Origin of the sequence: Calothrix sp. PCC 7507, assembly GCF_000316575.1 — a bacterium.
Taxonomy (GTDB): Bacteria; Cyanobacteriota; Cyanobacteriia; order Cyanobacteriales; family Nostocaceae; genus Fortiea.
Genome location: NC_019682.1, coordinates 5,625,827 through 5,651,760, shown reverse-complemented (window position 1 = coordinate 5,651,760; position 25,934 = coordinate 5,625,827). Strand labels below are relative to the sequence as shown.

The following is a 25,934-nucleotide window of genomic DNA, read 5'->3' as shown; positions in this document are numbered from 1 at the left end:
TGTTTGGAACGCGAAACGAGCCGAGAGAATGTTGAGTAATTTTAGGTAAGGATGATGTGAATTGCAAGAATTGTGAGAAATGCGGGTTATCCTTCATCTTCTTCAATGACGGCGTTGCGATCGAGTATGAGTAAGTTACGGAGTTGGTCTGTATCCATTTCCGTTAGCCAATCCTCACCTGTGCTGACTACTTGTTCAGCCAGTTGTTTCTTGCTTTCAATCATGTCGTGAATTTTCTCTTCTAACGTCCCAGTACAAACAAATTTGTGTACTTGGACATTCCTGGTTTGACCAATGCGAAATACTCGGTCTGTGGCTTGATTTTCTACGGCTGGATTCCACCATCTATCAAAGTGGAAAACATGATTTGCTCTGGTTAAATTTAGTCCCACACCACCAGCTTTCAGAGAAAGAATCATGATTGGTGGCCCTTGGGGGTCGTGTTGGAAGCGATCGATCATTTCCTCACGTTGCTTTTTACTGGTGCTACCATACAAAAACAAAATTTCTCGCCCTAGTTTTTTTTCTAAATAGGGTTTGAGTAACTTACCCCACTCAGCAAATTGAGTAAATATTAAAGCCCGTCCTGCCTTAGCAACACCGTAGGCATTGCCTTCTGCTAAAATCTCCTCCAACATCTCTTCTAGCCGCTGCAGCTTGGCTGAACTATATTTATCTAATGTGGTTTCTTTTAAATATTGTGCTGGATGATTACAAATTTGTTTGAGTTTGACTAATAAAGCTAAAATCATCCCTCGTCTTTGCAATCCTTCAGCAGAATCAATCTCTGTTAAAGATGAATCAACTACTTTTTGATAAAGTGATGCTTGTTCAGCAGTCAGACCACAAAACACTGTTATTTCCTGCTTATCTGGCAAGTCTTGAATGATATCACGGTCTGTTTTTAGACGACGGAGAATAAAGGGCTGAACTAAGGAACGTAATTGATTCAAAGAAGATACATCACCATATTTTTCAATTGGCATGGCAAATCGCCGCTGAAAAAATTGTTTATTCCCTAAGTATCCTGGATTGAGAAAATCTAAAATAGACCAGAGTTCTTGGAGTCTATTTTCTACTGGTGTTCCAGTTAAAGCTACACGAAAATTTGACTCTAATTGTCGCACTGCCTGTGATTGCTTCGCTTCTGGATTTTTGACGTTTTGGGCTTCATCTAAAACGATCGCCTGCCAAGAAATGCCCTGTAATGATTTGATATCTCTGTGAATCAGTGAATAACTAGTGATGACTAAATCATATTTTTTCACTGTTTCTATAAACGCCTTACCTTTGGGTCGCTTATCACCGTGATATTGCAAAACTTTCAGCTTAGGGGCAAATTTTTTAACTTCCCTTTCCCAGTTCCCTAAAACAGAAGTCGGACAAACTAGCAGTGTTGGCGCTGCCAAAGCATCTTGTTCTTTGAGGTGCAGTAAAAAGGCAATGAACTGGATAGTATTATGGCAAATAATATTGTTAGCGACAAAATTATGATGTTCGCTAACTTCAAAGTCATAAACCCATCCCTCATAATCTATCTCTTCTATGGATTCAATCTGGCAATAAAATACTTCTTGATCGAGTAGATTTTGCAAAGACTTCTTAGTTAAGCTTAACTGTTTTAAGTCTAGGTGAGCATAGGATGTAAGGGTTTTATTTGTCCACTTGGAAGGTTTTAATAACTGATATTGTTGTTGCGCTTCTCTACTAATAATGTCGTTCATTCCAGCTATGACCCGCTGCAAACTATCTCGAGAAAATTGCTGTGAGCCATTAATATAAACAGTGTTGTGCATTCCCAAATGTCGCAATGGTAGCCCTGTTGTTGTGACTGTTTGGGCAACAATATCACCAGCAGGAATTCCCTCAATATTAGTGTTGCTTACCGCTTGACAAATTTCTTCTAATTTCCACTGTTTTTCTGGATTACTAAAACCAATTATTTGCAAAAATCTACGTGCAGAATTTCCACCAATTACACCAATATAGTAGGTGCGTAAAATCCGAGTTCCATTAGTAGCACATTTCAGTTTGGGCGATATTCTTAACCAAATGCCGAAGCGCCGCAAGAGTGTAGAAAGTTGCTGAATTAGTAAAGCTGAAGCTGTAGCAATCTCAATACTGTGCATACTCAAAACAACAGCAGATTCAGCATCGAAATAGTTTTGTAAAAAGAGCCTCACACTATCTAAGTCTGCCTGCATGATGAAAGGCGGAATAGATTTTTCTGCCGATAGTTTACCCCAAACATAACCTTTAGTTTCTAAGAATCGCCGATAGGCTTGGCTGTTAACTCGAAGACAAGGAACTCTGTTAGGGAAGATGCAGATATTAGGGCTATTAATTTTGAGGTCGTAGCGCTTACCGATGCGCTGAAAAGTTTGGTGTAAATCCTCTAATATTCTGGTGTCTTTTTGGGATATTGTGACTCTTCCCACATCGGTTAACTCATGCCCTTCGGCAATTTGCCAAGCAAGAAACTTAACCAAATCAAGGTCTTGCAATTCTCCATTCCAAAGCGTTTTACCTGGCACACAGACGTAATCACCCACCTGCAAATTGTTTGTCCAACCTTTATTTGTCAACAGCTTGTGACGATGAGTGATGGTGATATTGCTACCATCTTCTAGGGTGACTTTTCGTAATTTCTCACAGACTTGCTGCCGATATAACCTTCTGATATTAGCCTGGACGATTTTGCCAGTTTTCTCATTGATGGAATTAACTAGTAATTGCTCAGTGGGGTTAGCCCAAAATCCTTCACCATCAAATTCTGTTTCTCCAGCATGAGTTGTCCAGATTGTCTCGGCTGTGCGTAAAAGTCCATCTACATTGATTAATGTATTATTTGCTACGCATTTACCCAATCCCATATCGTCTGCGAGACATGCACCCAATCCCCAACGTTCCAAGAAAGCTAGCCAAGCAGCGCCTCTTTCTTGATAGGGTCGTAACTTTCCTTGAAAACCTTGTGGTGTGGGCAAAGGTGTAATTGCTTGATTATTTGTTAGTGCCCCAATCAATTCTTGTAATGCGCCGGAGGCTTCAAAGCTGACTACTGGTAGTTTTTCAATTACTTGGGTGTCGCCACTACTGAGGCGCAAAGCATCTTCTAAGGAAAGGGACATCTGTTCTTTACGGGAGGCGAAAAAGGTCTGGGCGGTTTTGATGTCTTGAGGACGCAATTCTACCCACTCACCGTTAATTTCTACTAAGGGACTATTCAATGCCACTAATCGGTCAAATTCAGCTTTAGAAATCGTTTGTCCACCAATTGCTAATTGCCATTGAAAATTCAACAGACTCTGCAACCCTAAGCGTCCCTGCTTTTGCTTTGATGTTTCGGCAGCGATTTTCAAACCCAAACGGTTCGCCCAGCCTTCACGGTTTGACAAACTCGGAGGCAGAATTACCCCCAAACCACTATCTTCAAATCTCCAAGTTACGGACTTAATAAACTCATAGGCTTGTATGGGGTTGAGGTGACAAGCTTGGGGATATTCTGTTTCTAAACTCGCGGCAATTGGTGGATACAATCTAGAAGCTAGCCCCAAACCTTGCAAAAAGGTTTCTTGCGGTTGGGCAATTGTGCGATTTTGATATTTTAGTTGTGCAACTGGTTGTTGCCACACAGTTGCTGCATTGACTAAAAATTCTGGATCGTCAGCAGCCTGGAGGTAATAAGCCAATGTCCAATCTGTTTCCTCAGACTCTGGGGGACGCAATTGAAAACAGGTGCGAAATTGAGTTTTATGAGTCAGTTGGTATTGCAGGGGCATAGTCCAAGCTGCCAGCGCCGCTTGTAATCGTTCCACGCCAATGGGATCTGCATTAACTTGAGATGTACTAATTAATGCTTGCAACCACTGCCGGATCGCTGGAGGGAGAGATGCCATGACCCTAGTTTCGATCGCAGGTTGAGAACTCACCATGCCTCGCACTTGAGCATCTATCGTATTATTCAGGAATTCTCGTAGTAACTCCTGGGGTGAAAGGGGTAAATTCAGTGCCCAGTTGTGAGTGCTGAGTGCTGAGTATTGTTCTTCCGACTCAGGATTTTCCTGATAAGTGCGACAAGCTAATGGCATCAATTGGGAAAATTTTTCTAATCTTGTCCCATCGACAGCACTGTCTAAAAGTACTTGCCACTTGGCAACCGCAGAACCACTTGCTTCTTGCCGAATTGTTGGCAAAAATTTACACCTTGAAACCAAATCTAAACTCCAGCGGGCAACCTGTGACCAAAACCGTAAATCTCCTCCCAGAAAAGCATTTTCCTCATTAACAGTACTTAAGGGTAAGGAAGAAAGGAATTTCATTGCTGTGCTTGGGTTGAGACAAAAACCCTCGACTCTCCAAGGTTGTAAGAATGCTGGGGAATCTGTTTGTAGAGATGCTGTGCTTTGTGTCTCAAATAAGGCAGAATGTACAGGGGAAATTGCGATCGCTTCTGACTCACGGCTTTTGAGAATATAAGTTGGTAAAGCAATAATTTGGGAATGTGTTGGCAGACTAATATCTTGAGTATTTGCAGTTTTAGGCGATCGCTCAACATTTACAGCAACCTGGGACGGCTGAATTAAGTTAGCCATTTTAAGATTTTGCGAACGCAACCACTCATATAACTCACTTGGTGTCATTGCCAATGGGTGTGATGGTATATCTCCCAAGGCGTAAGCATCAACATTCACCTTGGATGCACGCCAAGTTTCTCCCCAAATAAATAAACTACTATTTTGATTATTTATTAACCAACTACCGTGTAAAATTGCCATTTGCTAATTACTTAAATATTTTTACTGCGCTTAACTGTCAGTTGTTTTTCAGAATTCAGGAGAAGTACAGCGAATTTCAACTTGGTGAGATTACAGATTATTGTAAAGGCTTAGGGCTTTGCCCTTCTCGTTCCCTGAAACAGGATTCCCACAGGGTAAAGTACTGCGGTACCCGTGTACTTCATTTTAAATGGCCATTAGCTCAGATGGTTTGAGGAAGCAGAAAGCGAGCAGATTTAAGGCTGCCGATGTATCACACTTGGCATGAATAGAGTTGTTTATCTTTGTATGTAACTGAAGCCAGCCATAGTGCATAAATGTTAGGATTGCCACAGACAGAGAATAGCGTGCATAGAAGGAAAAAAACCTGAATGGCAGAAGTTGATAAGTCAATATCCTTCGACGGACGGGATATTCGGCTGAAGGTCGGCCTACTAGCTCCCCAAGCTGGTGGGTCAGTTTTGATACAATCAGGGGACACAGCTGTTTTGGTGACGGCTACGCGATCGCAAGCCAGAGAAGGCATTGATTTTCTGCCCCTCACAGTAGACTACGAAGAAAGATTGTATGCTGCAGGTAGGATTCCCGGCGGGATCATGCGGCGTGAAGGTCGTCCACCAGAAAAAACAATTCTTACCAGCCGTCTGATAGATCGTCCCCTGCGTCCTTTGTTCCCTTCATGGTTGCGGGATGACTTGCAAGTTATCGCATTGACACTGTCAATGGATGAGCAAGTACCACCCGATGTGTTAGCAGTTACAGGTGCATCGATTGCCACCCTAATTGCTCAGATTCCGTTTAATGGGCCGATGGCAGCAGTGCGGGTTGGTTTAGTGGGAGATGATTTCATTATTAACCCCACATACGCAGAAATCGAAGCCGGAGACTTGGATCTGATAGTAGCAGGTTCCCCTCATGGTGTAATCATGGTGGAGGCAGGAGCCAATCAGTTGCCAGAGCGAGATATTATCGAGGCAATTGATTTTGGCTATGAAGCAGTGCGGGATTTAATTCAGGCACAACTGGATTTAGTTGCCGAACTGGGTTTGGAAATTGTCCAAGCCACACCACCAGAAGTAGACCAAACACTAGAAAACTTTATCCGCGATCGCGCTAGCGGCGAGATTAAGAAAATTCTGGCACAGTTTGAGTTGACTAAACCTCAGCGAGATGCGGCTTTAGATGTTGTCAAAGATACAATTGCTGCGGCGATCGCTGAATTTCCAGAAACAGAACCAATCCGCATTGCTGCTACCGCCAACAGCAAAGCACTCGGCAACACTTTCAAAGACATCACCAAACACTTCATGCGGCGACAAATCATCGAAGATAACGTCCGCGTTGACGGGCGTAAACTCGATGAAGTGCGTCGCGTGTCTTGTCAAGTAGGTGTCTTACCGAAACGAGTCCACGGTAGTGGTTTGTTTAACCGCGAACTCACCCAGGTGCTATCGGCTTGTACTCTCGGCACACCGGGAGATGCCCAAAACCTTAACGATGACTTGCAAGTAGATCAGCACAAGCGTTACTTGCATCATTACAACTTCCCCCCCTTCTCCGTTGGGGAAACCAAGCCAATGCGTGCCCCAGGCAGGCGAGAAATTGGTCATGGTGCTTTAGCAGAGCGAGCTATCTTACCTGTGCTACCGACTAAAGAACAATTCCCCTACGTGATTCGCGTTGTATCGGAAGTACTTTCTTCCAACGGTTCCACGTCGATGGGTTCAGTCTGCGGTTCTACCCTGGCCTTGATGGATGCTGGCGTGCCAATTCTTAAACCCGTTAGCGGTGCTGCAATGGGTCTGATTAAAGAAGGCGAAGAAGTGCGTGTTTTGACGGACATCCAGGGTATTGAAGATTTTCTCGGTGACATGGACTTTAAAGTTGCCGGCACAGATGCAGGGATTACCGCCTTGCAGATGGATATGAAAATCTCCGGTCTGTCTTTGGAAGTGATCGCCCAAGCTGTCCACCAAGCCAAAGCAGCCCGCTTACACATTCTGGATAAAATGCTCGCTTGCATTGAGCAACCCCGGACTGAAACCTCACCTTACGCTCCCCGTCTACTGACAATTAAGATTGATCCAGACATGATCGGTCTAGTCATCGGACCTGGAGGCAAGACAATTAAGGGCATCACTGAAGAAACTGGTGCAAAAATTGACATCGAAGATGATGGCACAGTGACGATTTCTGCTGTGGATGAAAGTAAGGCTAAACGAGCGCGCAACATCATTCAAGGCATGACTCGCAAGCTCCATGAAGGGGATGTCTATGTGGGAAGAGTGACGCGAATTATACCAATTGGGGCATTTGTGGAGTTTCTGCCTGGTAAAGAAGGCATGATCCATATTTCTCAATTAGCTGACTACCGTGTTGGCAAAGTTGAGGATGAAGTCGCAGTTGGTGATGAGGTGGTTGTCAAAGTCCGCGAAATTGACAATAAAGGCCGAATCAATCTCACACGCTTGGGTATCCACCCAGATCAGGCAGTTGCAGCCAGAGAAGCTGCAGCGGTGAATCGGTAAATCGATTGAGGATTTTAGATTGTAGATTTGGGACGAATCGCAAATCTAAAATCCGCGATGCTTTATGTAAGCATCGCTAGATGATTTTTTGGAAGTATACAAAGATTGAGATCGCATCATCTTTGGAGTAGGTTGGGGAGCCACTCACGTGGGCGGTGAGCGCAGCCACACGTGCGGCTATGCCGCCGAGTGGACTGCCGAACCCGAAGGGGTTTCCCGACTTGTACCGCTAAAGCGGAACCTGCAGGGTAGCAACTGGTGTTGAAGCGGCGTTTGAGGAATTAAACCCAACATCAATTTATGTTTTGAGTTAGATTTCACTACGTTTCGCCCAACCTACAAAAATAGATTTTATAGAGTTAATTTGATACTTAATACTACAGATTGACTTTGCTGTATTTGCAACTGTACCATCTATAGAATTTATCTATAGCCTTTCCTAGGCTACTGAAGTAGAAATTTATCTGCGTTTATCTGCGTTTATCTGCGTTTAATTATTTTAGACTGATATGTCTGTTGTAAGGTACTTTGGGAAATTTATTTTGTATTAGTCTTGATTAAAAATCTTCTCCTTGCTGTGCTATTTCCATGATTTTTTCAAACTGGAAATTATGCGCTAAATCTGTGAAACATTGGATTAATAAAGTATGGTCGGCGGGGATTTGTGCAACTAACTGTAAAATTAAGTCATCGCTACATTGAGCGGCAGCATGGTAAACCTGTGTGATCCATTCAGGGGACATTGGCGATAGCAGAGATGATAAATCATTTGATGTGAGAATTTGTTCTGTTGTTTTTTGCTTTGTGTCTGCACTCTGATGGTTTGCTTCTTGATAAAGATATCGTACTCCCAAATATTCGCTGATTTTTTCTAACAAAAATTCCTCTCGGAAAGGCTTGTTAATCAAATCATCACAACCTGCTTTCATCATTGCTTCACGTTGTTCCTCAAAAACATTGGCAGTTAAAGCAATAATAATGGTGCGGGATATTGAACTTTGTGGATGTGCTTTAATTACTTTTGTGGCTTCATAGCCATCCATAACAGGCATCCGCATATCCATGAAGATTAAGTGTGGTTGCCATGTTGTCCATTGGGCGATCGCTTCTTGTCCATTGCTAGCTTCTTGCACTGCAAAGCCGACAGATGTCAATAGTTTAACTAATAAAGTGCGGCTATCTCTAGCGTCGTCAACCACCAAGATCCGGTATTCTGTTTGCGCGGGTGCTAAACCAATCACATATCCTTGATTTTGGTGAGTTTGAATGGCGCTAGCTGATGCGAGGCTAATTTGAATATGAAAAGTAAATCGGCTACCTTCATCAAGCGTGCTGGTGACAGTAATATCACCACCCATGAGTTGTATATATTTGCGGCTAATTGCTAAACCCAGTCCTGTCCCCTGTTGGGATTTTCTCCCTGTTTCGGTTTGTCCAAAGGCTTCAAATAAAAGGTCTATTTCTTGTGGGGCAATCCCCAGTCCAGTATCAATTACTTCAAAGTAAAGTGTCAGTTGTTTGTTGTCATTTGTCCTGTGTTGTGGATCATTAACTACTGACACTTGTAGCGTGACGCTTCCAGTCTGAGTAAATTTAATGGCATTCCCCAAGAGGTTGAGCAAGACTTGCAATAATTTGCTTTCATCAGTTTGCACATATTGGGGAAGATCGACCGAATATGTAAATATCAGTTGTAAGTTCTTAGACGCAGCGCGGAAACGTAACATTTCTTCTAAGCTTGCTAAGAGCCGAAATAAGTCAAAACTGTTAACATTCAACGTGGTTCTGCCGGCTTCGATTTTGGACATTTCGAGAATGTCGTTAATCAAATTCAGCAGATGTTCGCCAGCACGATTAATGATTGCTAAATTTTGTTGATGTTCAGTTGATAAAGAATTTTCGTGGCTCATGACTTGGGTGAAACCCAGGATGGCGTTAAGTGGAGTCCGCAGTTCATGACTCATGTTGGCGAGAAATTCGCTTTTAGCGCGATTGGCGGCATCAGCGGCGATCGCTGCAGCTTGCAATGCTTGTGATTGACTTTGGGTTTGTGCGAGTAATTGTGCTTGCTGCAAAGCTACTCCCAGCTGACTACCAATTTGCACTGCAATATTGATTTCTTCTGTTTTCCATTGGCGGGGGCTAGAATTTTGATAACTTGCCAATAATCCCCAAAGTTGATTACCGCAAAAAATAGGCACAGTAATATAGGCTTTGGCTTGAAAGCGTTCTAAAAGGTTGATGTAACAAGGGTGAAACTCAGCTTTGTAGATATCTGAAACACAGCGAAAACTTGTACCTTGGCTGTACACACCGCCTTGATTTGCTTGCAGATAAGTATCCTGTGTCTGATGATCTGCATTACCCAATATTTTCATCATACAGTGATCGTCTTCGAGGGCGTTCTCTGTGAGATGGGGATCATTTTGATGTGCTTCAATCAAAGAAATCCAATCACTTCCCACGGACTCCGAGACAAATTCACCATTCCAATCGGGGTGGAAACGATAGACAACGACGCGATCGCAGTTGAGTACCTGTCGCAATTCTTGGGTTGTGGCGGCAAATATCGTCTCTAAATCCAATGTTTGGCGCATTCTTTGAATGACTTGGGCGATCGCTCTTTCTCGTTCTGCACTTTCTTGCAATTCGATTTCTGCATTTTTGCGATCGGTGATTTCTACGATCACTGCACCTACACCAGAAGGGCGATCGTCTTCGCCAGGAATGGGAAAATAGGAAGTGAGAAAGTGACGGATCATCTCTGGGTGATGGAGTGATGGACTGCTGACTTCCACATTGAGAATAGATTGACCGTTAGCGAACACCTGCTCATAGAGTGGCGTGACCATTGGTGCAATCTGGGGAATCATGCTACAGATAGTCTTGCCAATATGTTCTTTTTGGGGTAGTCCGTTAATACCTGCCAACAATTCGTTGATTTGGACAAACCGCAGTTGGTGATCTAAAATAGCCATGCCCACAGGCGCACTGGTGAAAAAAGCATTGAGGCGCGCTTCCCTCAGGGCTAGTTGTTGTTCTAGGGTTTTGCGTTCATTGATATCTTTGTGCGTACCTGTCATTCGCAAGGGCGCGCCCCATTCATCACGTTCACAAATCTGACCACGAGCCTGAATCCATTTCCACTCTCCCCAAGCGCAGCGCATACGAAATTCTACTTCATAAACAGGTATAGCACCTTGAAGATGGGTGCTTAAGGCTGAGTTCACAGTGGCTAGGTCTTCTGGATGTACCAAATCCCAAAAGGCTTGCAAATTCTCTTCAACTTCTTGATCCTCGTAGCCCAGCATTTTCCGCCAGCGCCAATCACGATAGATTTTGTCGTTGGTAATATTCCAATCCCACAATCCCAAATCACTTGCTTCTAAGGCTAGTTGCAAACGTTCTTCACTCTTTCTGTGGGCGGCTTCTACTAGTTTGCGTTGAATCAGCCCACCTAACTGGGAGGCGACAGCCCCGACTAGTAAAAGCAACCGCTTATCTACGGGAACAACGCTGCTTTTAAAGAATACCAACACCGCCAATACTTGGTCCCCAGCCAAAATCGGCACACCAAAGCCAGCTTTTAATCCGACTTGTGCTGCTTGTAGCGATCGCATAAAAACTGCCGTATCAACCTGAGAAACATCTTCAATCCATTCTGGCTGTCTACTTTGCCAAACTCGCCCCAGCATTCCCACACCTGAAGTCAATTTCATAGTTTTGCTCTGGTGGCAGAATGCTTCTAAACTACTATTTTCTCCGTACCAAACTAGGCTATGTTCTAAAACAGTATTATCATCACTAGGTATCCAGGCTTCGCCAAAATCCCAACCGATGGTATAACAAATTAAACGCAGCACAACGGCTAGGGCACTGTTAACATCCACAGCACGAGTGATGGCTTGGGTGGTTAGCAATAGCAAACGGCTTTCATTTTCAGCCTGTTTGCGCTCAGTAATATCTTTAGATGTGCCTAGGATATACTGTTGCCCATCAATTTCGATGATTTCTGCACTAAATAATGTCGTCTTGATCTCCCCACTCGCAGTCCGGACATCTACTTCATGGTTACGAACTGCTCTTGTTTGTTGGAGAATCTGGGATAGAAAAGCAGATTCTTCTGGATTCACCCAAATTTGCAATTCTTGGTTAGTGTGACCAATCACCTGAGAGCGAGAATAACCAAAAAATCGACAAAAATTGTCGTTAACTTCGATGTAGTGGGGTTCGGGAAAAGTGCTGAGGGCGATCGGGTCAGGAGATGATCTAAAGGCTGATCCTAGTTTTTCTTCAGAAGCGCGCCTTGCTGCTTCTGCGCGTTTGCGTTCCCGTGCTTCGAGGACTAAAGAAACTAAATTGCCTAGAGAACGCGCAAAATTCTGATCTTCTAGCGTCCAATGATGAGCTACTCCTACCTGTTCCAAGCATAAAATTCCGGCAGTCACACCGCCTAATCTGACGGGGACACTCAGCTTAGAAGTGATGTTTAAAGGTGTCAAATAAGATGCGCTCAGTTCTTGGGTGATTGCATCAGTATAAGGGTCGTCGGCGGCGATTAATTGGGCGGCGTGCAACGCCTGAAAATAAGCTGGATAATCTGCTGCTAACAGCAAATCTCCTTCACTATGTTGGTGACGACTGTGTTCAAAGAGGTCAAGACACTGTATTAAATTACGGTTTTCCCCGAAAAACCAGACACTAGCTCGCTCCACCCCAATATTCTTTGCCCCCGCTTCTGTAATTTCACTTAGGGCAGCTTTTAAATCGCCTTGATAAAGTACTTGATTTTTTGCTAGTTGAGTGAGTACGAGGTTATGGTTGCGTAGCTTGTCAGCACTTGTTTGTAGTGCTTGCTCTACTAAGAGGCGATCGCCAATTTCTTGCTGTAATTGGATATTTTGTCTGTCTAATTTAGCACGTGCTTTTTGTTCTTGTTCTAGTAGTTGTGCTTGTGCTAATGCGATTCCCAATTGTGCGGCGATAGACTCTAATAATTCAATTTCTTCTGCTGTCCATTCCCGGTTTTTGTCGCACTGATGCAAACAGATCATACCATTGGGTGTACCTTTATAAGAGGTGCGGACTGCCAACATAGACTTGATTGCTAACTGTCGGCACTGTTGATGAAAATCTCGTAAGAGTGGTTCTGTATAGACATCGTGGGCGGCGATCGCTTGGTCTTGCGATAATATTTGAGTGGTGTGGGGATTGCCTGAAATCAGCACTTCAAAATTCATCATTGAGGTATAGCCAGGAGCTAAAAATTCACCCAATATCGGGATTTGGGGAATAGGCGAGTCGATATAAGTATGAATAAGTGAGCGACTCACACTCAGAGCCTCACCTATTTGTGTGGCTGCTGTCACCAAAATTTGTTGTGTATTTAATTTTGAGCGAATTTTATAACTAATTTCTCTAATGAGGTTGCTGTAATGGAGTCGTTTTTGTAGTTCATCCTCAACCAGTTGGCGATCGCGCAATGCATTTAGGCGATCGCTAATATCCATCAGGGTAGTCACAACAAAAAACTTACCATCATCCTGTTGAAAAACCCCCTGGTTCATCTCCACACTTAACTGCGAACCATCGCGGCGTGTAATGTTGAATTCCCTTTTTTTTTGTGGATGATGATTGCAGATAAAATTCTGATATTCTTGAATTAGATGAGATTTATCTGCATTTGTTAAATTTGCATAATGTATTGTAAATTGTCGCCCAATAAGTTCGGCGCAAGTATATTCATACATCTGACAATAAGCTGGATTTACCTCCACAAAATATCCATTTTCATCTGTCAAGCAAATCCCTACCTTCGCCGCCTTTAAAATTGATTCTATTTGTTTATTACGGTTATTTAGTTCAATGGCATAACGCTGACGTTCTTGAATCTCCCATAGTAGTTGAGCATTTTGCTTTTTTAACTGTTTTTGTAGCTTTTGAATAGTGAGTTGGTTTTCTACCCGTGCAAAAACTTCTTCTACTTGAAATGGTTTGGTAATGTAGTCCACGCCACCAGATTTAAAAGCTTTTACCTTATCAAAAACATCTTGTAAAGCACTCAGAAAAATGACTGGAATATCACGAGTGATCTCGTCAGCCTTTAGCCGTTGACAAACTTCATAACCATCGATTTCTGGCATTTTGATATCCAGCAAAATTAAATCAGGTAAAGACAGTCGTGCCTCGTTCACAGCCATTAAACCTGAGCTTACACCCCGGACTGCATATCCGGTAACGGACAGAGTGGCAGATAAGATTTGCAAATTTGCCAGTGTGTCATCAACTATTAAGATGGTTGCTTTGTTTGCCTGTTCTGGATTGCTATCCATAGGAGTTTGCCTAAACTTCTATTCAATTTAGCCTAGAGTCCAACCTATTTTGGATTCTAAAACCAATCCAGGTAACTTTCAGGAGTACTGAGTGCCGAGTAAACCCAGAGACTTTTACAGTGTCTTGCATTTAGTGCTGATTCATGTGAAAATTTGAAAGGATAAACTACGATAAATCTAGCGACTTACCGTAGTTTTATGCAAGAAATTATAAAAAATACCTTATATGAACATTAATACCCAGTGGATTAAAACAGATGTACTTGTCATTGGCGGTGGTACAGCAGGCACAATGGCAAGTATCAAGGCCAGACAAGCGAATCCTGATGCAGATGTACTGATTTTAGAAAAGGCTAACATCCGTCGCAGTGGTGCGATCGCTATGGGTATGGATGGGGTAAACACTGCAGTTATTCCCGGACATTCCACACCAGAACAATACGTGCGCGAAATCACTCTGGCTAATGATGGTATTGTCAACCAAAAAGCCGTATATCAAACAGGCAAATTAGGTTATGAAGTCATCCAAGAATTAGAAAGCTGGGGTGTGAAATTTCAAAAAGATGCCCAAGGTAACTATGACTTAAAACAAGTGCATCGTGTGGGTAAATATGTCTTACCCATGCCAGAAGGTAAAGACCTCAAAACAATTCTTACCCGCCAAGTTAAACGCCACAAAGTCAAAGTCACAAATCGCGTCATGGCAACCCGTGTATTAGTCAAAGCCGGACGTGCTATTGGTGCGGTGGGATTTGATGTCAGAAACGGCGATTATATTGTTATTCAAGCTAAAGCAGTCATCTTGTGTACAGGTGCTTGCGGCAGATTGGGATTACCCGCTTCCGGCTATCTCTACGGCACTTATGAAAATCCCACCAATGCCGGGGATGGCTATTCAATGGCTTATCATGCAGGAGCAGAACTCAGCAACATTGAATGCTTTCAAGTTAATCCTTTAATCAAAGATTACAACGGTCCCGCCTGTGCTTATGTCGCCGGGCCTTTTGGCGCACATACAGCCAACGCCGAAGGAAATCGCTTCATTAGCTGCGATTATTGGAGTGGTCAAATGATGTTGGAAATCTGGAAAGAATTAAATTCTGGTAAGGGGCCAGTCCAACTGAAAATGACCCATCTTGATGAAGATACGATTGCTGAAATTGAATCTATATTGTGGGCGAATGAACGACCAAGTAGAGAACGCTTTCATCAAGGCAGAAATGAAGATTATCGCACTCACGGCGTAGAGATGCACATTTCCGAAATTGGCTTATGTAGTGGTCATAGCGCCTCTGGTGTGTGGGTGAATGAAAACGCTCAAACAACCGTCACAGGTTTATATGCAGCCGGAGACATGGCTAGCGTTCCCCATAATTACATGATTGGCGCATTTGTTTTTGGTCGCATAGCTGGAACTCATGCCATTGAATACATCCGAGACTTAGATTTTATCGAACCAGATGCAGATTTTTTAGAAGCTGAAAAAGCCAGAATTTATGCACCTTTAACTCGCCCCAATGGTGTACCTCATACTCAGGTAGAATATAAATTAAGACGCTTAGTTAATGATTATCTGCAACCACCAAAATCAGGTAATAAAATCGAGATTGGTTTAAAACATTTTGTGCAATATCAAGAAATATTAGACATAATGGGCGCTCGTGATCCCCATGAATTGATGCGTAGTCTGGAAGTTCACTTTATTCGAGACTGTGCAGAAATGGCAGCCAGAGCATCCTTATATCGTCAAGAAACTCGTTGGGGACTTTATCATTACCGCTTAGATTATCCCGAAAAAAACGATGATGAGTGGTTTTGTCATGTCAATTTAAAGAAAGATGAGTTAGGGGAAATGGTATTGTTTAAGCGTCCTGTAGATCCTTACATTGTGGAAGTAGATGCAGTCAAAGAAGTCTACAATGTTGCGGTTAAGTGAGAGGATATTTTAAAAGTTTTGGGCGAATAGAATTCGCTACTACACAAACAAAGTCCACCTCCGTGGACTAATAAAAATCAAGGGTTTTTAACCCTGGGTCGGCAGGTTTTGTCTGTGTAGTGCGATCGCTCTCTCCTGTAGGTTGGGTGGAACGTAATGTCACCCAACAAATGATATCGGGAAAGCAGAAAATATTGACACTATAATCTATCAATTTCTTGGACAAAATCAATGCTAAACCTGTTTCATATATAGCGTTTCCCGACCTAGTGACGTACACCCGTAAGGGCACGGCAGTGCCGTGCCCCTACACCTCGCGATATAATGTTGTACTCCATCTGAATGGGAACCGCTATATTTAATTATTTGCTAAGATTAATATCCCTTGATGTTGGGTTACGGCGCGATATAAATGGTTCATTGTGTTGCCAAGATACTAACTTGCGCCTCCACCCAACCTACAATAACTTCTGCTAGTACCGCTCTATCCCGTAGGTTGGGTGGAACGTAGTGGAACCCAACAAATGATATCGGGAAAACAGAAAATATTCACACTATAATAAGCTCTCATTCTCTTGGACAAAATCAATGCTAAACCTGTTTTATATATTTGTTTATGCACTAAGATTAATATCGCTTCGTGTTGGGTTACGGCGCAATATAAATAGTTCATTGTGTTGCCAAGATATTAACTTGCGCCTCCACCCAACCTACAAATATATTATTCATTTCCTACATCTTCGGCAAATTCTATCTCTATTCCTGAACCCCAATCTATATCGTAAATTCCTTGGCTTACATACAAAATGAAACTTGAATAATTCCAATCTTTAGGTGCTTTAACATATCCATGTTTCACAGGATTATAATGAATATAATCAACATGACGAATGAAATCTATTTCGTCTTGAATTTGATGTTCCCAAAATCTGCGTTGCCAAACAGCTTTTTCACCTTTATTTTGACGTGATCTAGAGATTTTTTCTTGATATTTAGTATCACAATTATGGGTAAAATAATTTTTGATTAATCGCCAACGAGCAGAAAAATCACTGTCCCCTGGTGGTAACGTCCAAATAGCGTGTATGTGGTTTGGTAATATGACAATGGCATCTACAATAAATGGAGATTTGCTCATTACTTCTCTGAATGCTTGTCTTAACAGCAGAATATTCTCTGCATTACAAAGAAACTCTCGGCGGTTATGAGTAACAACGGTAAAGAAAAATGTACCTCCTTCTATCTTGGCTCTGCGATATTCCATAATGCCTATAAACAACCTAAAATCATGAGATAATTGATGTAAGCTTACGCCATTTATTTTACCGTTTAGCAGTTTCATTACAAAATTATGGAGTTATTTTATGGCTTTAATCAATCAGAGAATAGATGTTCCTGTCATCGTTGATGAATCGAAATGTTTAGAAAAATGCACAGCCTGTATTGAAGTTTGTCCCTTGGATGTATTGGCTAAGAATCCCGAAACAGGAAAAGCGTATATGAAATATGATGAGTGTTGGTTTTGTCTACCTTGTGAAAAAGAATGTCCCACCAATGCAATTACTGTGCAAATTCCTTTTTTATTACGTTAAGTATTTGTGGTAAAAATTGATGAATGATGAACTCAAGCAATGGCTAGAAATGTTGCGATCGCCTGATATAAATGACCGGATAGTAGCTGTCAAAACCTTGCAGCATCTAGGCGATGATGACACAATAGATGCTTTAATTATCGCTTTGAAAGATGAAAATGTTACTGTTCAGAAAATAGCAATATCTGCTCTTTGGGAAATTGCTAATCCCGTTGCAATCCCGGCTTTAATTGAAAGCCTTGGTTCAGCAGATACAGATATTCGCACTGAAGCTGCATCAGCATTAAATGAGTTAATCACACAAGACGAATTGTTACTTTTACTAGATAAACTTCAAAGTAATGATGTAAATCTTCAATTAAATATTTTGGTGCTTTTGCGGAAGATACATGATATTCAATCTTTGCCATATATTTTGCCATTTTTAGCATCAAAAAATCCTGAGCTAAGAGAAGGTGCAGTTACGACACTGCGATATATCAATCAACTAGATAAATGTCCACAAGCTTTAAATCTCATCTTTGACGAGGAAGCAAGTGTACGTCGTGCTGCGGCTTTAACTTTAGAACATTTACAAGATACAGAAGTGATTACAATCCTTTGTCAAGCACTCACAAATGATAGTGATTGGCAAGTTCGCCGAAATGCAGCTAAATCTCTGACTATTCATGCAAATAATCAAGCAATTTCCGCATTAGAAACAGCCTTAAATGATGAACATTGGCAAGTGCGGAAATCAGCAGCACAAGCTTTGCAAAAGATTCCAGATATTCAAGTTATGCCGAGATTAATTCAAGCATTAACAGATGAATATGCAGATGTCCGCAAAGAAGCAGTAATTGCTCTTGGTAATTTAGCTCATCCTGACGTTATTAACCCCCTGCAACAAGCCTTAGATGATCCTGATAAAGAAGTATCTATCCAAGCGCAACGGGCGATTCAGAAGATACAAATAGATAAAGAAGTAAATCAATGATTTTTTTTTAACGCAGAGTAACGCTGAGGAAGCGCAGAGAGACACAGAGTGTTTTTAAAGTGAATTCGCTAGGATTTAATATAATTTTCTGAGAGAGTTAATAAGAGTGGTACAATCGGAGATTAATTCTTATCAAAAAGAGGTAGTTGAACTCCTCAAACAGGTTATTGAACCTACTTTAAAAAATGACATCGTTAGTTTGGGAATTGTGCGAAATCTCCGTATAGTTGATGACTATGTTTACTTGCGTTTATATATTGGTTCCCATCAGCAGCAATTACAGACAGATGTTCAATCTAAATTATCATTTCTAACTTGGTGCAAAAAAACTTATATTCAAATTTGTACAATTCCTGGTGTTAAAATCACTCTAGCGGTTTCTAGTGGAAAAGGTGGCGTAGGCAAATCAACAACAGCCGTCAATATAGCCGCCGCCTTAAGATTACAAGGTGCAAAAGTTGGGATACTAGATGCTGATATTTATGGCCCTAACGTGCCGCAAATGTTGGGTTTAGGACAAGCTGATATTCAAGTGATTAATACTCCCAGAGGTGATAAGTTTTTACCTCTAGAAGTTCAGGGAATAAAACTAATGTCAGTTGGTTTACTTGTAGAAGAAAATCGTCCTTTGGCATGGCGTGGCCCTGTGTTGCATAAAATTATCACTCAATTTTTGCAAGATGTGGAATGGGGCGAATTGGATTATTTATTAATAGATTTACCTCCCGGTACAGGTGATGCTCAAATCACAATTATCCAAGAAAGCCCTGTTTGTGGAGTGATTCTCGTGACGACTCCTCAACAAGTGGCTGTTGCAGATGTGCGACGTAACATATATATGTTTCGCCAAGTGGGTGTTCCTGTACTTGGCATCGTTGAAAATATGAGCTATTTAATCTGTGGTGATTGTGGCGCACGCACGCCAATTTTTGGCAGTGGTGGCGGCGAACAACTCGCAGCAGAATTACAAGTGCCACTGCTGGGGCAAATTCCCATTGATCCCGATATTTGTAGTGGTGGTGATGCTGGAAATCCGATTGCAATTAGCGTAGGCGAAGCCAGCCGGAGGCATCGCACTTCGCCGGCAAGTGAGGTTTTTGCACAAATTGCCACCGCACTTAACGCAACTTTTAGCAAGACTTCTACCTTAAGTTGACACTAATGGGGTATAGTCCACTCCTACAGGCTTGGCAATTTAAAATCCTACTTCACTAATCTGAAAACAGCTATATATCTCTAGACTGAGGAATTTGGGATTCACATTCAGAAAAATTCAATAAGGTATGAAGCTAGTTTTTATTCAGAGTTGAGAAAATCCAGTGAAAATCAACTTTAAAAGTTAAATGGCACTATTTCATCTGCATTTCGTCTAAATTTCCCAAGACTAGCTGCTAGCAATAAACAAGGGCTGAATTACATCATAAAAGTTTAATTCACATGAGTCGAAAAGTCAGCAAAATATTTCAGCAATCTGGAGTGATTCCTTATAGAATCCAAAATGGTAGAATCGAAGTCCTATTGATCACAACCCGCGATCGCCAACGCTGGGTGATTCCTAAAGGAGGAATCTCTAATGGTATGAGTCCACACGACTCAGCAGCTAAAGAAGCCTGGGAAGAAGCTGGGGTTATGGGACAGGTAAATATTAATGAACTCGGTATTTATAAATATCGCAAACGTGGCAATATTTACCAAGTTAAGATGTATTTATTAGCAGTTGTCATGGTCAGTGAAGATTATCCAGAAGCAAGTCAAAGGCAACGCCAATGGCTAGAACTTAGCAAAGCGATCGCTCAGATTCAAACAGCTGCACTCAAACATATTTTTCAGAGTTTTTTCCAGACAGAGTTATTTGATTACGCATCCAAACCCTAGTATAAAAAGGCTGAAGTCTGTAGACGCGGTAGACGCCGGAGGCGGCTTCTCGGAGAGTACGGCTTGCCGCAGGCTATTCTGAAACGAAGAAACTTGTACAGCAAGCTTTTCAGTATTTTGTAATGGGCGATTTATTTGTGCTGTTGCGTACTAGTTATAAATTTATCTTAATTAGACCTTAACGCAGTACCATAAAGAAAAGTAATGTAGTATTTTCGCGATCTAGCCGGAATTATTTGTTACTCGGATGTAGTTTTTAGTAGGCACAAAAATCACGACAGAGGCGCAAAGTTTTTATGTCGCTAAAACAGGTTAATGCTTTTTATGAATTGTTAATATCAGAACCAGCTATTTATGAAAAATATTATCATAAGTGCTGCCGTCAAGGTTTTTTTGGCAGCCACCATTGGGATAAAACTAAAATTGTTAGTCTGGCAGCAAGTTTAGGATACAACTTCAGTGAAAGTGAGCTAAATCAATCATGGTTAGAAAGTGAATCAAACTTTTCTGAGCCATCAATAAATCTATCAGAAGCTGTAAGACAATAGGCAATAGGCAATAGGCAATAGGCTTGAAAGTTTCTGAGTGTAAAAATTTTATGCCCAGTTTATTTCCTAATCTACCTAATAAATGACAAATAACTAATGACAAATGACAATCTAAAATAATGAATTAGGCTGCAGCAAAAATTCTTTTTCTTCTGGTGTTGATGTCCTTCCTAAAATAATATTGCGATGAGGAAAGCGGCCAAAACGCTTGATTATTTCCATATGCTGAAATGCATACTCAATGGCACTGGCACTTTCGGGATCATGACTGAGTTCCTGAAATAACTTGACACTGTGATGCTGATGCTCTAGGTTTTCGCTGTGTTCAAAGGGTAAATAAATAAACCAGCGTTGTACAGGCAAGAATAGGCGATCGTAGCCTTGTGCAATGGCTTGCTGTGCGGCTGAGAGTGCTTCCCAGTCAGTTGCAAAGGCTTCGGGAGTACCACGAAACATATTTCGGGGAAATTGATCTAGCAATAGAATCAATGCCAGACAGGTGTTGGGTGAATCGATCCAATCATCTAGATATCCATCTGCGGCTTTTTGGTATTCTTTAAGAAACTTGCTTCGTAGTTCCTGATCAAAATCTGGTGTTTTATTAAACCAAAAAGCCTGTGGTTTACCGTAACCTGGTTCATCGGGATGACCAAACCAAAAGTCCAAAACGTCTCTTGCCTGTAACATTGCCGTTATTGACCTTTACAAAGCACTTGTCGCATTTTACGCATATTCGCGGGTAACTCAAAATTCATTGCTTGTTGAATGAAAATTGAAGGGATGGGGATATTGGGGGTGGCTTGCACATTATAAGCGAGCAAAGTGCCGCTACCGCAATCTTTTAACTCTAAATTGGCTTTAAAGTCTTCAAAAGTGCCTGTTTCCATCCGAAATTGAATTTGTTGCCCCAATACTTCTACGACATTGAGATAGATTTCTACTTGGGCGGTGAAAAATAGAAAAGCTTTTTGTGCTGCTTGATACAGGCGCTTGACTTCACCTTTTTGTAGAACTTCACTTCTGGTGATATCAGGAAAATATTGTACCCAACGGGGGTAATCGGTGAGTTGTTGCCATACTTGCGATCGCACTAGCGGTACATACATCCAAGCTGTAACAGCACCACCCCAGGCTGTATGCGATCCTAGTTTTACCAAGATTTCGCCTTGCATTAGCAACTTTTGTTTATCTTGACTCCAAGGCAGATCAGAGCCGGGAATCATTGAATCTGAGATATAGAATGCAGACATATTGATTTCTGTTACTCCTCCACTCATTCACCTGTCAGGGTTGAAACAGCAAATCATCCAAATCAGATCCAGTCCAACCCTTTAAATTCTAGTTCCAGTCCAACAGACGAGTTTTCCGGAAATAGTTACACTGAAAATATTATTCTGTGAATCCACTTAAAAGTATGTGTTTAATCTTACGATTATGTCAAGAAGTATTCTCAGCAGTTTTCACACCAGCAACACTTCTAGATAAAAAACTGCGTTGGCAACAGCTAGAATGGCACAAACACAATTAAATATGCAAGTTGCATTTCATGAAGTTTGAGTGAAGAGGGAAATTAGGTGAGTCAATCTTCTTTAAGTCGCAGATTAACCCAGGTTTTCGGTATCCTTCTCGGTATGGGCATCGCTGTCTGGTTATTGAGGGGCTTTGGTCTACTGACTTTTATTCCAGGTGGGATTATTTGGATATTATTGCTGGGGGCGATCGCGATCGCTATCCTCAGTTACGTACAAAAAACTTGGTGGCGTTTCTAACATAGCAGTGTGAGAAATTTCGTGAACTACCTGTTGCATTTACTTAAATTTACGACGCTATCTAATAAAAACTAACAGTTGAGTGTATTACTATATCAGGTCTGGTTCAGTAGACAAGTTTTAATATAATCTTTTTTTAAAGATTATGACGTACTTACTCCAGCATACTGACGGCAGCATGTAACTGTAAAGTAATGTTAAAAGTTTGTTAGGAGAGAGCAAAATGGCAAAATATGTATGTACTGTGTGTGGTCACGTATATGACCCAGAAGATGGTGATCCTGATGCTGGGATAGCACCGGGAACTCCCTTTGAAGAAATACCAGATGATTGGGTATGCCCAGTGTGTGGTGCGACGAAAGATGATTTTGAACCGGAAGAGTGAATTGGGAATTGGGAATTGGGAATTGGGACAAAAGAATAAATGACCCTTGACTCTTGACCTTTTGAGAATTATTTTGCCTCTACTGCACTAACCTAGAAAGTAGGTGCTATTGAGACGTTATTGAAATTGTTATCGTTACGAATTGTAGTTGTTGGGGGTGGGGCAGCGGGATTTTTTGGTGCGATCGCTTGTGCTAAAGCTAATCCTCACGCCCATGTCACTTTACTCGAAGCTAGTCGTCACCCACTAGCGAAAGTCCTAATTTCTGGTGGGGGACGCTGTAATGTCACTCATGCTTGCTTTGAAGCAGATAGATTGGTGCAAAATTACCCCAGAGGCGGTAAAGCTTTGCTGGGTGCGTTTACTCGCTTTCAGGCGCAGGATACAGTAGCTTGGTTTGCTACTCGCGGAGTACATCTGAAAACAGAAGCTGATGGCCGGATGTTTCCGATTACAAATAATTCCGAAACGATTGTCGAATGTCTGATTAAAGCTGCGGCGACGGCGGGGATAGAACTGCGGCTGGGAACCCCTGTTAGTTCGGTGAAACAACCAGCCAAGAATCAATTTGAGCTGGTTTTGAAGTCGGGAGAGACGCTAAAATGCGATCGCCTATTACTGGCGACAGGAAACAGTCTAGGGGGTTATAAAATAGCTCAAGAATTTGGTCATCATATAGAACCGCCTGTTCCTTCATTATTTACCTTCAATATTGTCGATGAAAAACTGAGAGCATTAGCAGGAGTCAGCGTTGATCCTGTACAGTTACGGTTGTCTATTGATGGAAAACCCCAACTAGAACAAACTGGCCCCTTGCTAATTACCCACTGGGGAATGAGTGGCCCCGCTGTGTTGAAGCTTTCTGCTTGGGGTGCGAGAGTTTTACATGACAGCCACTACCAAACCACATTATTGATTAATTGGCTGCCACATTTACAGCAAGAACAAGTACGGCAAAAAATCTTAGATGTCAAAGCTGAATGGGGTAAACGTCCAATTGCTTTGCATCGTGGCGTGGACTTACCCCACCGCCTCTGGCAATATATCATCACCCGTATTGATATCACTGCCGATGATCGTTGGGCAGAAATATCTAATAAAAAATTGAATCAACTGGTAAGAGAACTCACCCAAGGAGAATACGCAATTACAGGTAAAGGAGTTTTCAAAGAAGAATTTGTCACCTGTGGAGGCGTTAACCTCAAAGAAGTCAACTTCAAGACAATGGAAAGTAGGTTAGTTCCTGGTTTATATTTTGCTGGAGAAATCTTAGATATTGATGGCATTACAGGTGGGTTTAACTTCCAAAGTGCTTGGACAACCGCCTATTTAGCCGGTAATGCAATGGGAAGCAGTGAACAGTGAACAGTTATCAGTTATCAGTTATCAGACCTAACCCTGACAACTGACTTTTCTAATGCAATAGTTCCTCAACCTGATGCTGACTCCATAAGTTTCTATAAAGCCCCGTCTGTTGTACAAGTTCAAAATGAGTACCAATCTGGACAATTTGACCTTTGTCCATGACGAAAATTCTGTCAGCAGCAGCGGCGGCTGATAATTGATGAGTGATAAAAATCACAGTTTTTCGTTCCGTGCCACCGGAAATATTTTTGAGGATTTGTGTTGCTGTTTGATTATCAACGCTGGAGAGGGCATCATCCAAAATTAACACTGGGGCATCGATGAGCATTGCCCTAGCCAAGGCTGTACGTTGACGCTGACCACCAGAGAGGGTGATGCCACGTTCTCCGACTATGGTCTCATATTGCTGGGGAAAGTTATGAATTTCTGGGTGAATCTGAGCGAGTTGGGCTACGGCTTCGACATCCTGCTGTTCACTAACTGGGTCCCCGTAACGGATATTGTTTTTGATGGTGGTGCTGAAGAGAAAGCTATCTTGTGGGACATAGGCGATCGCCCCGCGCAAATCTGCCAATGCTATTTTGGTAATATCTGTGTCATCTAAATATAATTGTCCTGGTGCAATATCTAACAAGCGGGGTAAGGCATTGGCTAAAGTGGATTTCCCTGAACCGATCGCCCCGACAATTGCCACTGTTTCCCCAGGATGGATCGTAAAATTAACCTTGGCGATCGCCTGGGTATTGTAGCCTGGGTAAGTATAGTTGAAATTTTTAGCTGTGAGTTTCCCTTTAACTTTAGACTGGGGCAAATGTACAACTTCTGCAGTGTCTTGAATCTTTGGTGTCACTGAGAGAATAGATTCTAGACGATCAATACTCACCTCACCCCTTTGGTAGGCGGTGATGGTGAATCCTAACAAAGCCGTGGGGAAAACCAGCCGTTCCACATAAATCAATAGCGCCAAAAAGTCACCAACAGCCAGCGTTCCTGTGGAAATTCGCGTCGCACCTAGCCAGATAATCACCAGTGAACTAAAACTTGCTAGTCCACCAATGAGGGGAAATAGCGTATTGCGGCTTTTTGCTAGTTCCAAGTTAGCCGCCAATAGTTGTTGATTTTGATTGGCGAAGGCTTGACGCTCGTTTTCTTCTTGGGCGTAGATTTTAATCAGGGCGATACCGCTGATATCTTCTTGAATGAGTCCACTGATGTCGGAGAGTTGCTCTTGTACTGCTGTTTGTTGTTGGCGTAAGCGATCGCTAAATAGATGCACCAACAAGAACATCAAAGGATATACTGCCAGGGAAGCTAATGTGAGATCCACACTAATTAACAACATTACTGGCAGTGTTAGAGCATAGGCAAACAACGTATTTGCTAAACTCAGTACGGCGAAACCCAACAACCGCCTGATATTTTCTACATCACTTGTAGCTCTACTAATCAAATCGCCAGCTGTATTAGTCGCAAAATAAGCAGGCTCCAGCTTGAGTAGGTGTTGAAAAATCCGCTGTTTTAGGTCAAATTCCACCTCACGGCCTACCCCAAATAGCCAGATGCGGGATGCCATACGCATTAACCACATTGCTGAACTGAGCAAGATAATTATTACGACATAATTTATTATTTGCTGCCAGCTGAATGTCGTTGAAAGTGCGTCAACACAACCACGAATCAACCAGGGTATATACACACCCAAGGCATTCACAGAGAACAAAGCGATAATGCCGAATAGCGTCTCCCGCCAATGGGGACGCATGTAAGCACCGAGTTTAGCAAGTCGTCGAGATGTTGCCATTTAATAAGAAGTTAAGGGTTCAGGGTCAAAAGTCAAAGAGTCAAGAGTTAGG

At 42.1% G+C, this 25,934-nt stretch carries 17 protein-coding genes; 10 read left to right on the top strand and 7 right to left on the bottom strand.

The genetic code is table 11. From position 1 onward, the window contains the following. Window positions 1-86: 86 nt before the first annotated feature. Window positions 87-4,775, bottom strand: coding sequence for an SNF2-related protein (locus CAL7507_RS24230; RefSeq protein WP_015131124.1), 4,689 nt, complete (start codon window positions 4,773-4,775; stop codon window positions 87-89). Between the two features lie 371 nt (window positions 4,776-5,146). On the opposite strand from CAL7507_RS24230, the gene CAL7507_RS24225 reads away from it, so the two are divergent. Next, a complete protein-coding gene (locus tag CAL7507_RS24225) occupies window positions 5,147-7,303 on the top strand; it encodes a polyribonucleotide nucleotidyltransferase (protein ID WP_015131123.1) in 2,157 nt (718 codons plus the stop codon). Between the two features lie 557 nt (window positions 7,304-7,860). Here the strand turns inward: CAL7507_RS24225 and CAL7507_RS24220 are convergent. Then, window positions 7,861-13,635, bottom strand: a complete 5,775-nt coding sequence (locus CAL7507_RS24220; protein ID WP_015131122.1) for a PAS domain S-box protein — start codon at window positions 13,633-13,635, stop codon at window positions 7,861-7,863. A 226-nt stretch (window positions 13,636-13,861) separates the two neighbouring features. On the opposite strand from CAL7507_RS24220, the gene CAL7507_RS24215 reads away from it, so the two are divergent. Beyond that, on the top strand, window positions 13,862-15,571 hold the full coding sequence (locus CAL7507_RS24215; RefSeq protein ID WP_015131121.1) for a fumarate reductase/succinate dehydrogenase flavoprotein subunit: 1,710 nt from the start codon (window positions 13,862-13,864) through the stop codon (window positions 15,569-15,571). A 67-nt stretch (window positions 15,572-15,638) separates the two neighbouring features. Here CAL7507_RS24215 and CAL7507_RS31930 read toward each other — a convergent pair whose 3' ends face one another. Both CAL7507_RS31930 and CAL7507_RS24210 read right to left on the bottom strand, forming a co-directional pair. Next, entirely contained in the window at window positions 15,639-15,863 is a 225-nt protein-coding gene (locus tag CAL7507_RS31930) for a hypothetical protein (RefSeq protein ID WP_144051255.1), read from the bottom strand. Window positions 15,864-16,292: 429 nt separating this feature from the next. Continuing rightward, a complete protein-coding gene (locus tag CAL7507_RS24210; protein ID WP_042341539.1) occupies window positions 16,293-16,835 on the bottom strand; it encodes a transposase in 543 nt (180 codons plus the stop codon). A gap of 100 nt (window positions 16,836-16,935) precedes the next feature. On the opposite strand from CAL7507_RS24210, the gene CAL7507_RS24205 reads away from it, so the two are divergent. The 5 genes from CAL7507_RS24205 to CAL7507_RS24185 all read left to right on the top strand — a co-directional run bounded on the left by CAL7507_RS24205 (window position 16,936) and on the right by CAL7507_RS24185 (window position 20,562). Then, window positions 16,936-17,163, top strand: a complete 228-nt coding sequence (locus CAL7507_RS24205) for a ferredoxin family protein (protein ID WP_012408944.1) — start codon at window positions 16,936-16,938, stop codon at window positions 17,161-17,163. 19 nt (window positions 17,164-17,182) lie between these two features. After that, window positions 17,183-18,139, top strand: a complete 957-nt coding sequence (locus CAL7507_RS24200) for a HEAT repeat domain-containing protein (RefSeq protein ID WP_015131119.1) — start codon at window positions 17,183-17,185, stop codon at window positions 18,137-18,139. A 106-nt stretch (window positions 18,140-18,245) separates the two neighbouring features. Beyond that, window positions 18,246-19,295 (top strand): Mrp/NBP35 family ATP-binding protein, encoded by a 1,050-nt coding sequence (locus CAL7507_RS24195; protein WP_015131118.1) that lies wholly within the window; start codon window positions 18,246-18,248, stop codon window positions 19,293-19,295. Between the two features lie 281 nt (window positions 19,296-19,576). Then, window positions 19,577-20,014, top strand: a complete 438-nt coding sequence (locus CAL7507_RS24190) for an NUDIX hydrolase (RefSeq protein WP_015131117.1) — start codon at window positions 19,577-19,579, stop codon at window positions 20,012-20,014. A gap of 296 nt (window positions 20,015-20,310) precedes the next feature. After that, on the top strand, window positions 20,311-20,562 hold the full coding sequence (locus tag CAL7507_RS24185; protein WP_015131116.1) for a Nif11-like leader peptide family natural product precursor: 252 nt from the start codon (window positions 20,311-20,313) through the stop codon (window positions 20,560-20,562). Window positions 20,563-20,673: 111 nt separating this feature from the next. Here the strand turns inward: CAL7507_RS24185 and CAL7507_RS24180 are convergent, their stop codons facing one another. After that, entirely contained in the window at window positions 20,674-21,249 is a 576-nt protein-coding gene (locus CAL7507_RS24180; protein ID WP_015131115.1) for a DUF924 family protein, read from the bottom strand. A gap of 5 nt (window positions 21,250-21,254) precedes the next feature. Next, window positions 21,255-21,812, bottom strand: a complete 558-nt coding sequence (locus CAL7507_RS24175) for an SRPBCC family protein (protein WP_042342440.1) — start codon at window positions 21,810-21,812, stop codon at window positions 21,255-21,257. Window positions 21,813-22,136: 324 nt separating this feature from the next. On the opposite strand from CAL7507_RS24175, the gene CAL7507_RS24170 reads away from it, so the two are divergent. From CAL7507_RS24170 to CAL7507_RS24160, 3 genes are all read left to right on the top strand, one after another. After that, window positions 22,137-22,331 carry a hypothetical protein gene (locus tag CAL7507_RS24170; RefSeq protein WP_015131113.1) on the top strand — a complete coding sequence of 65 codons (195 nt, stop codon included), beginning with the start codon at window positions 22,137-22,139 and terminating at the stop codon, window positions 22,329-22,331. 223 nt (window positions 22,332-22,554) lie between these two features. Next, window positions 22,555-22,716 (top strand): rubredoxin, encoded by a 162-nt coding sequence (gene rd / locus CAL7507_RS24165; protein WP_015131112.1) that lies wholly within the window; start codon window positions 22,555-22,557, stop codon window positions 22,714-22,716. Between the two features lie 126 nt (window positions 22,717-22,842). Beyond that, complete coding sequence (locus CAL7507_RS24160) at window positions 22,843-24,081, top strand: NAD(P)/FAD-dependent oxidoreductase (protein WP_042342438.1); 1,239 nt, start codon at window positions 22,843-22,845, stop codon at window positions 24,079-24,081. 49 nt (window positions 24,082-24,130) lie between these two features. Here the strand turns inward: CAL7507_RS24160 and CAL7507_RS24155 are convergent, their stop codons facing one another. Beyond that, window positions 24,131-25,882 (bottom strand): ABC transporter ATP-binding protein, encoded by a 1,752-nt coding sequence (locus CAL7507_RS24155; protein ID WP_015131110.1) that lies wholly within the window; start codon window positions 25,880-25,882, stop codon window positions 24,131-24,133. Window positions 25,883-25,934: the final 52 nt, after the last annotated feature.

What these genes read in the sequence shown, in the direction of transcription:
- CAL7507_RS24230 (WP_015131124.1), bottom strand. Translation starts at nt 4,775, where the DNA reads ATGGCAATTTTACACGGTAGTTGGTTAATAAATAATCAAAATAGTAGT.
- CAL7507_RS24225 (WP_015131123.1), top strand. Translation starts at nt 5,147, where the DNA reads ATGGCAGAAGTTGATAAGTCAATATCCTTCGACGGACGGGATATTCGG.
- CAL7507_RS24220 (WP_015131122.1), bottom strand. Translation starts at nt 13,635, where the DNA reads ATGGATAGCAATCCAGAACAGGCAAACAAAGCAACCATCTTAATAGTT.
- CAL7507_RS24215 (WP_015131121.1), top strand. Translation starts at nt 13,862, where the DNA reads ATGAACATTAATACCCAGTGGATTAAAACAGATGTACTTGTCATTGGC.
- CAL7507_RS24210 (WP_042341539.1), bottom strand. Translation starts at nt 16,835, where the DNA reads ATGGAATATCGCAGAGCCAAGATAGAAGGAGGTACATTTTTCTTTACC.
- CAL7507_RS24205 (WP_012408944.1), top strand. Translation starts at nt 16,936, where the DNA reads ATGGCTTTAATCAATCAGAGAATAGATGTTCCTGTCATCGTTGATGAA.
- CAL7507_RS24200 (WP_015131119.1), top strand. Translation starts at nt 17,183, where the DNA reads ATGAATGATGAACTCAAGCAATGGCTAGAAATGTTGCGATCGCCTGAT.
- CAL7507_RS24190 (WP_015131117.1), top strand. Translation starts at nt 19,577, where the DNA reads ATGAGTCGAAAAGTCAGCAAAATATTTCAGCAATCTGGAGTGATTCCT.
- CAL7507_RS24185 (WP_015131116.1), top strand. Translation starts at nt 20,311, where the DNA reads ATGTCGCTAAAACAGGTTAATGCTTTTTATGAATTGTTAATATCAGAA.
- CAL7507_RS24180 (WP_015131115.1), bottom strand. Translation starts at nt 21,249, where the DNA reads ATGTTACAGGCAAGAGACGTTTTGGACTTTTGGTTTGGTCATCCCGAT.
- CAL7507_RS24175 (WP_042342440.1), bottom strand. Translation starts at nt 21,812, where the DNA reads ATGTCTGCATTCTATATCTCAGATTCAATGATTCCCGGCTCTGATCTG.
- rd (WP_015131112.1), top strand. Translation starts at nt 22,555, where the DNA reads ATGGCAAAATATGTATGTACTGTGTGTGGTCACGTATATGACCCAGAA.
- CAL7507_RS24155 (WP_015131110.1), bottom strand. Translation starts at nt 25,882, where the DNA reads ATGGCAACATCTCGACGACTTGCTAAACTCGGTGCTTACATGCGTCCC.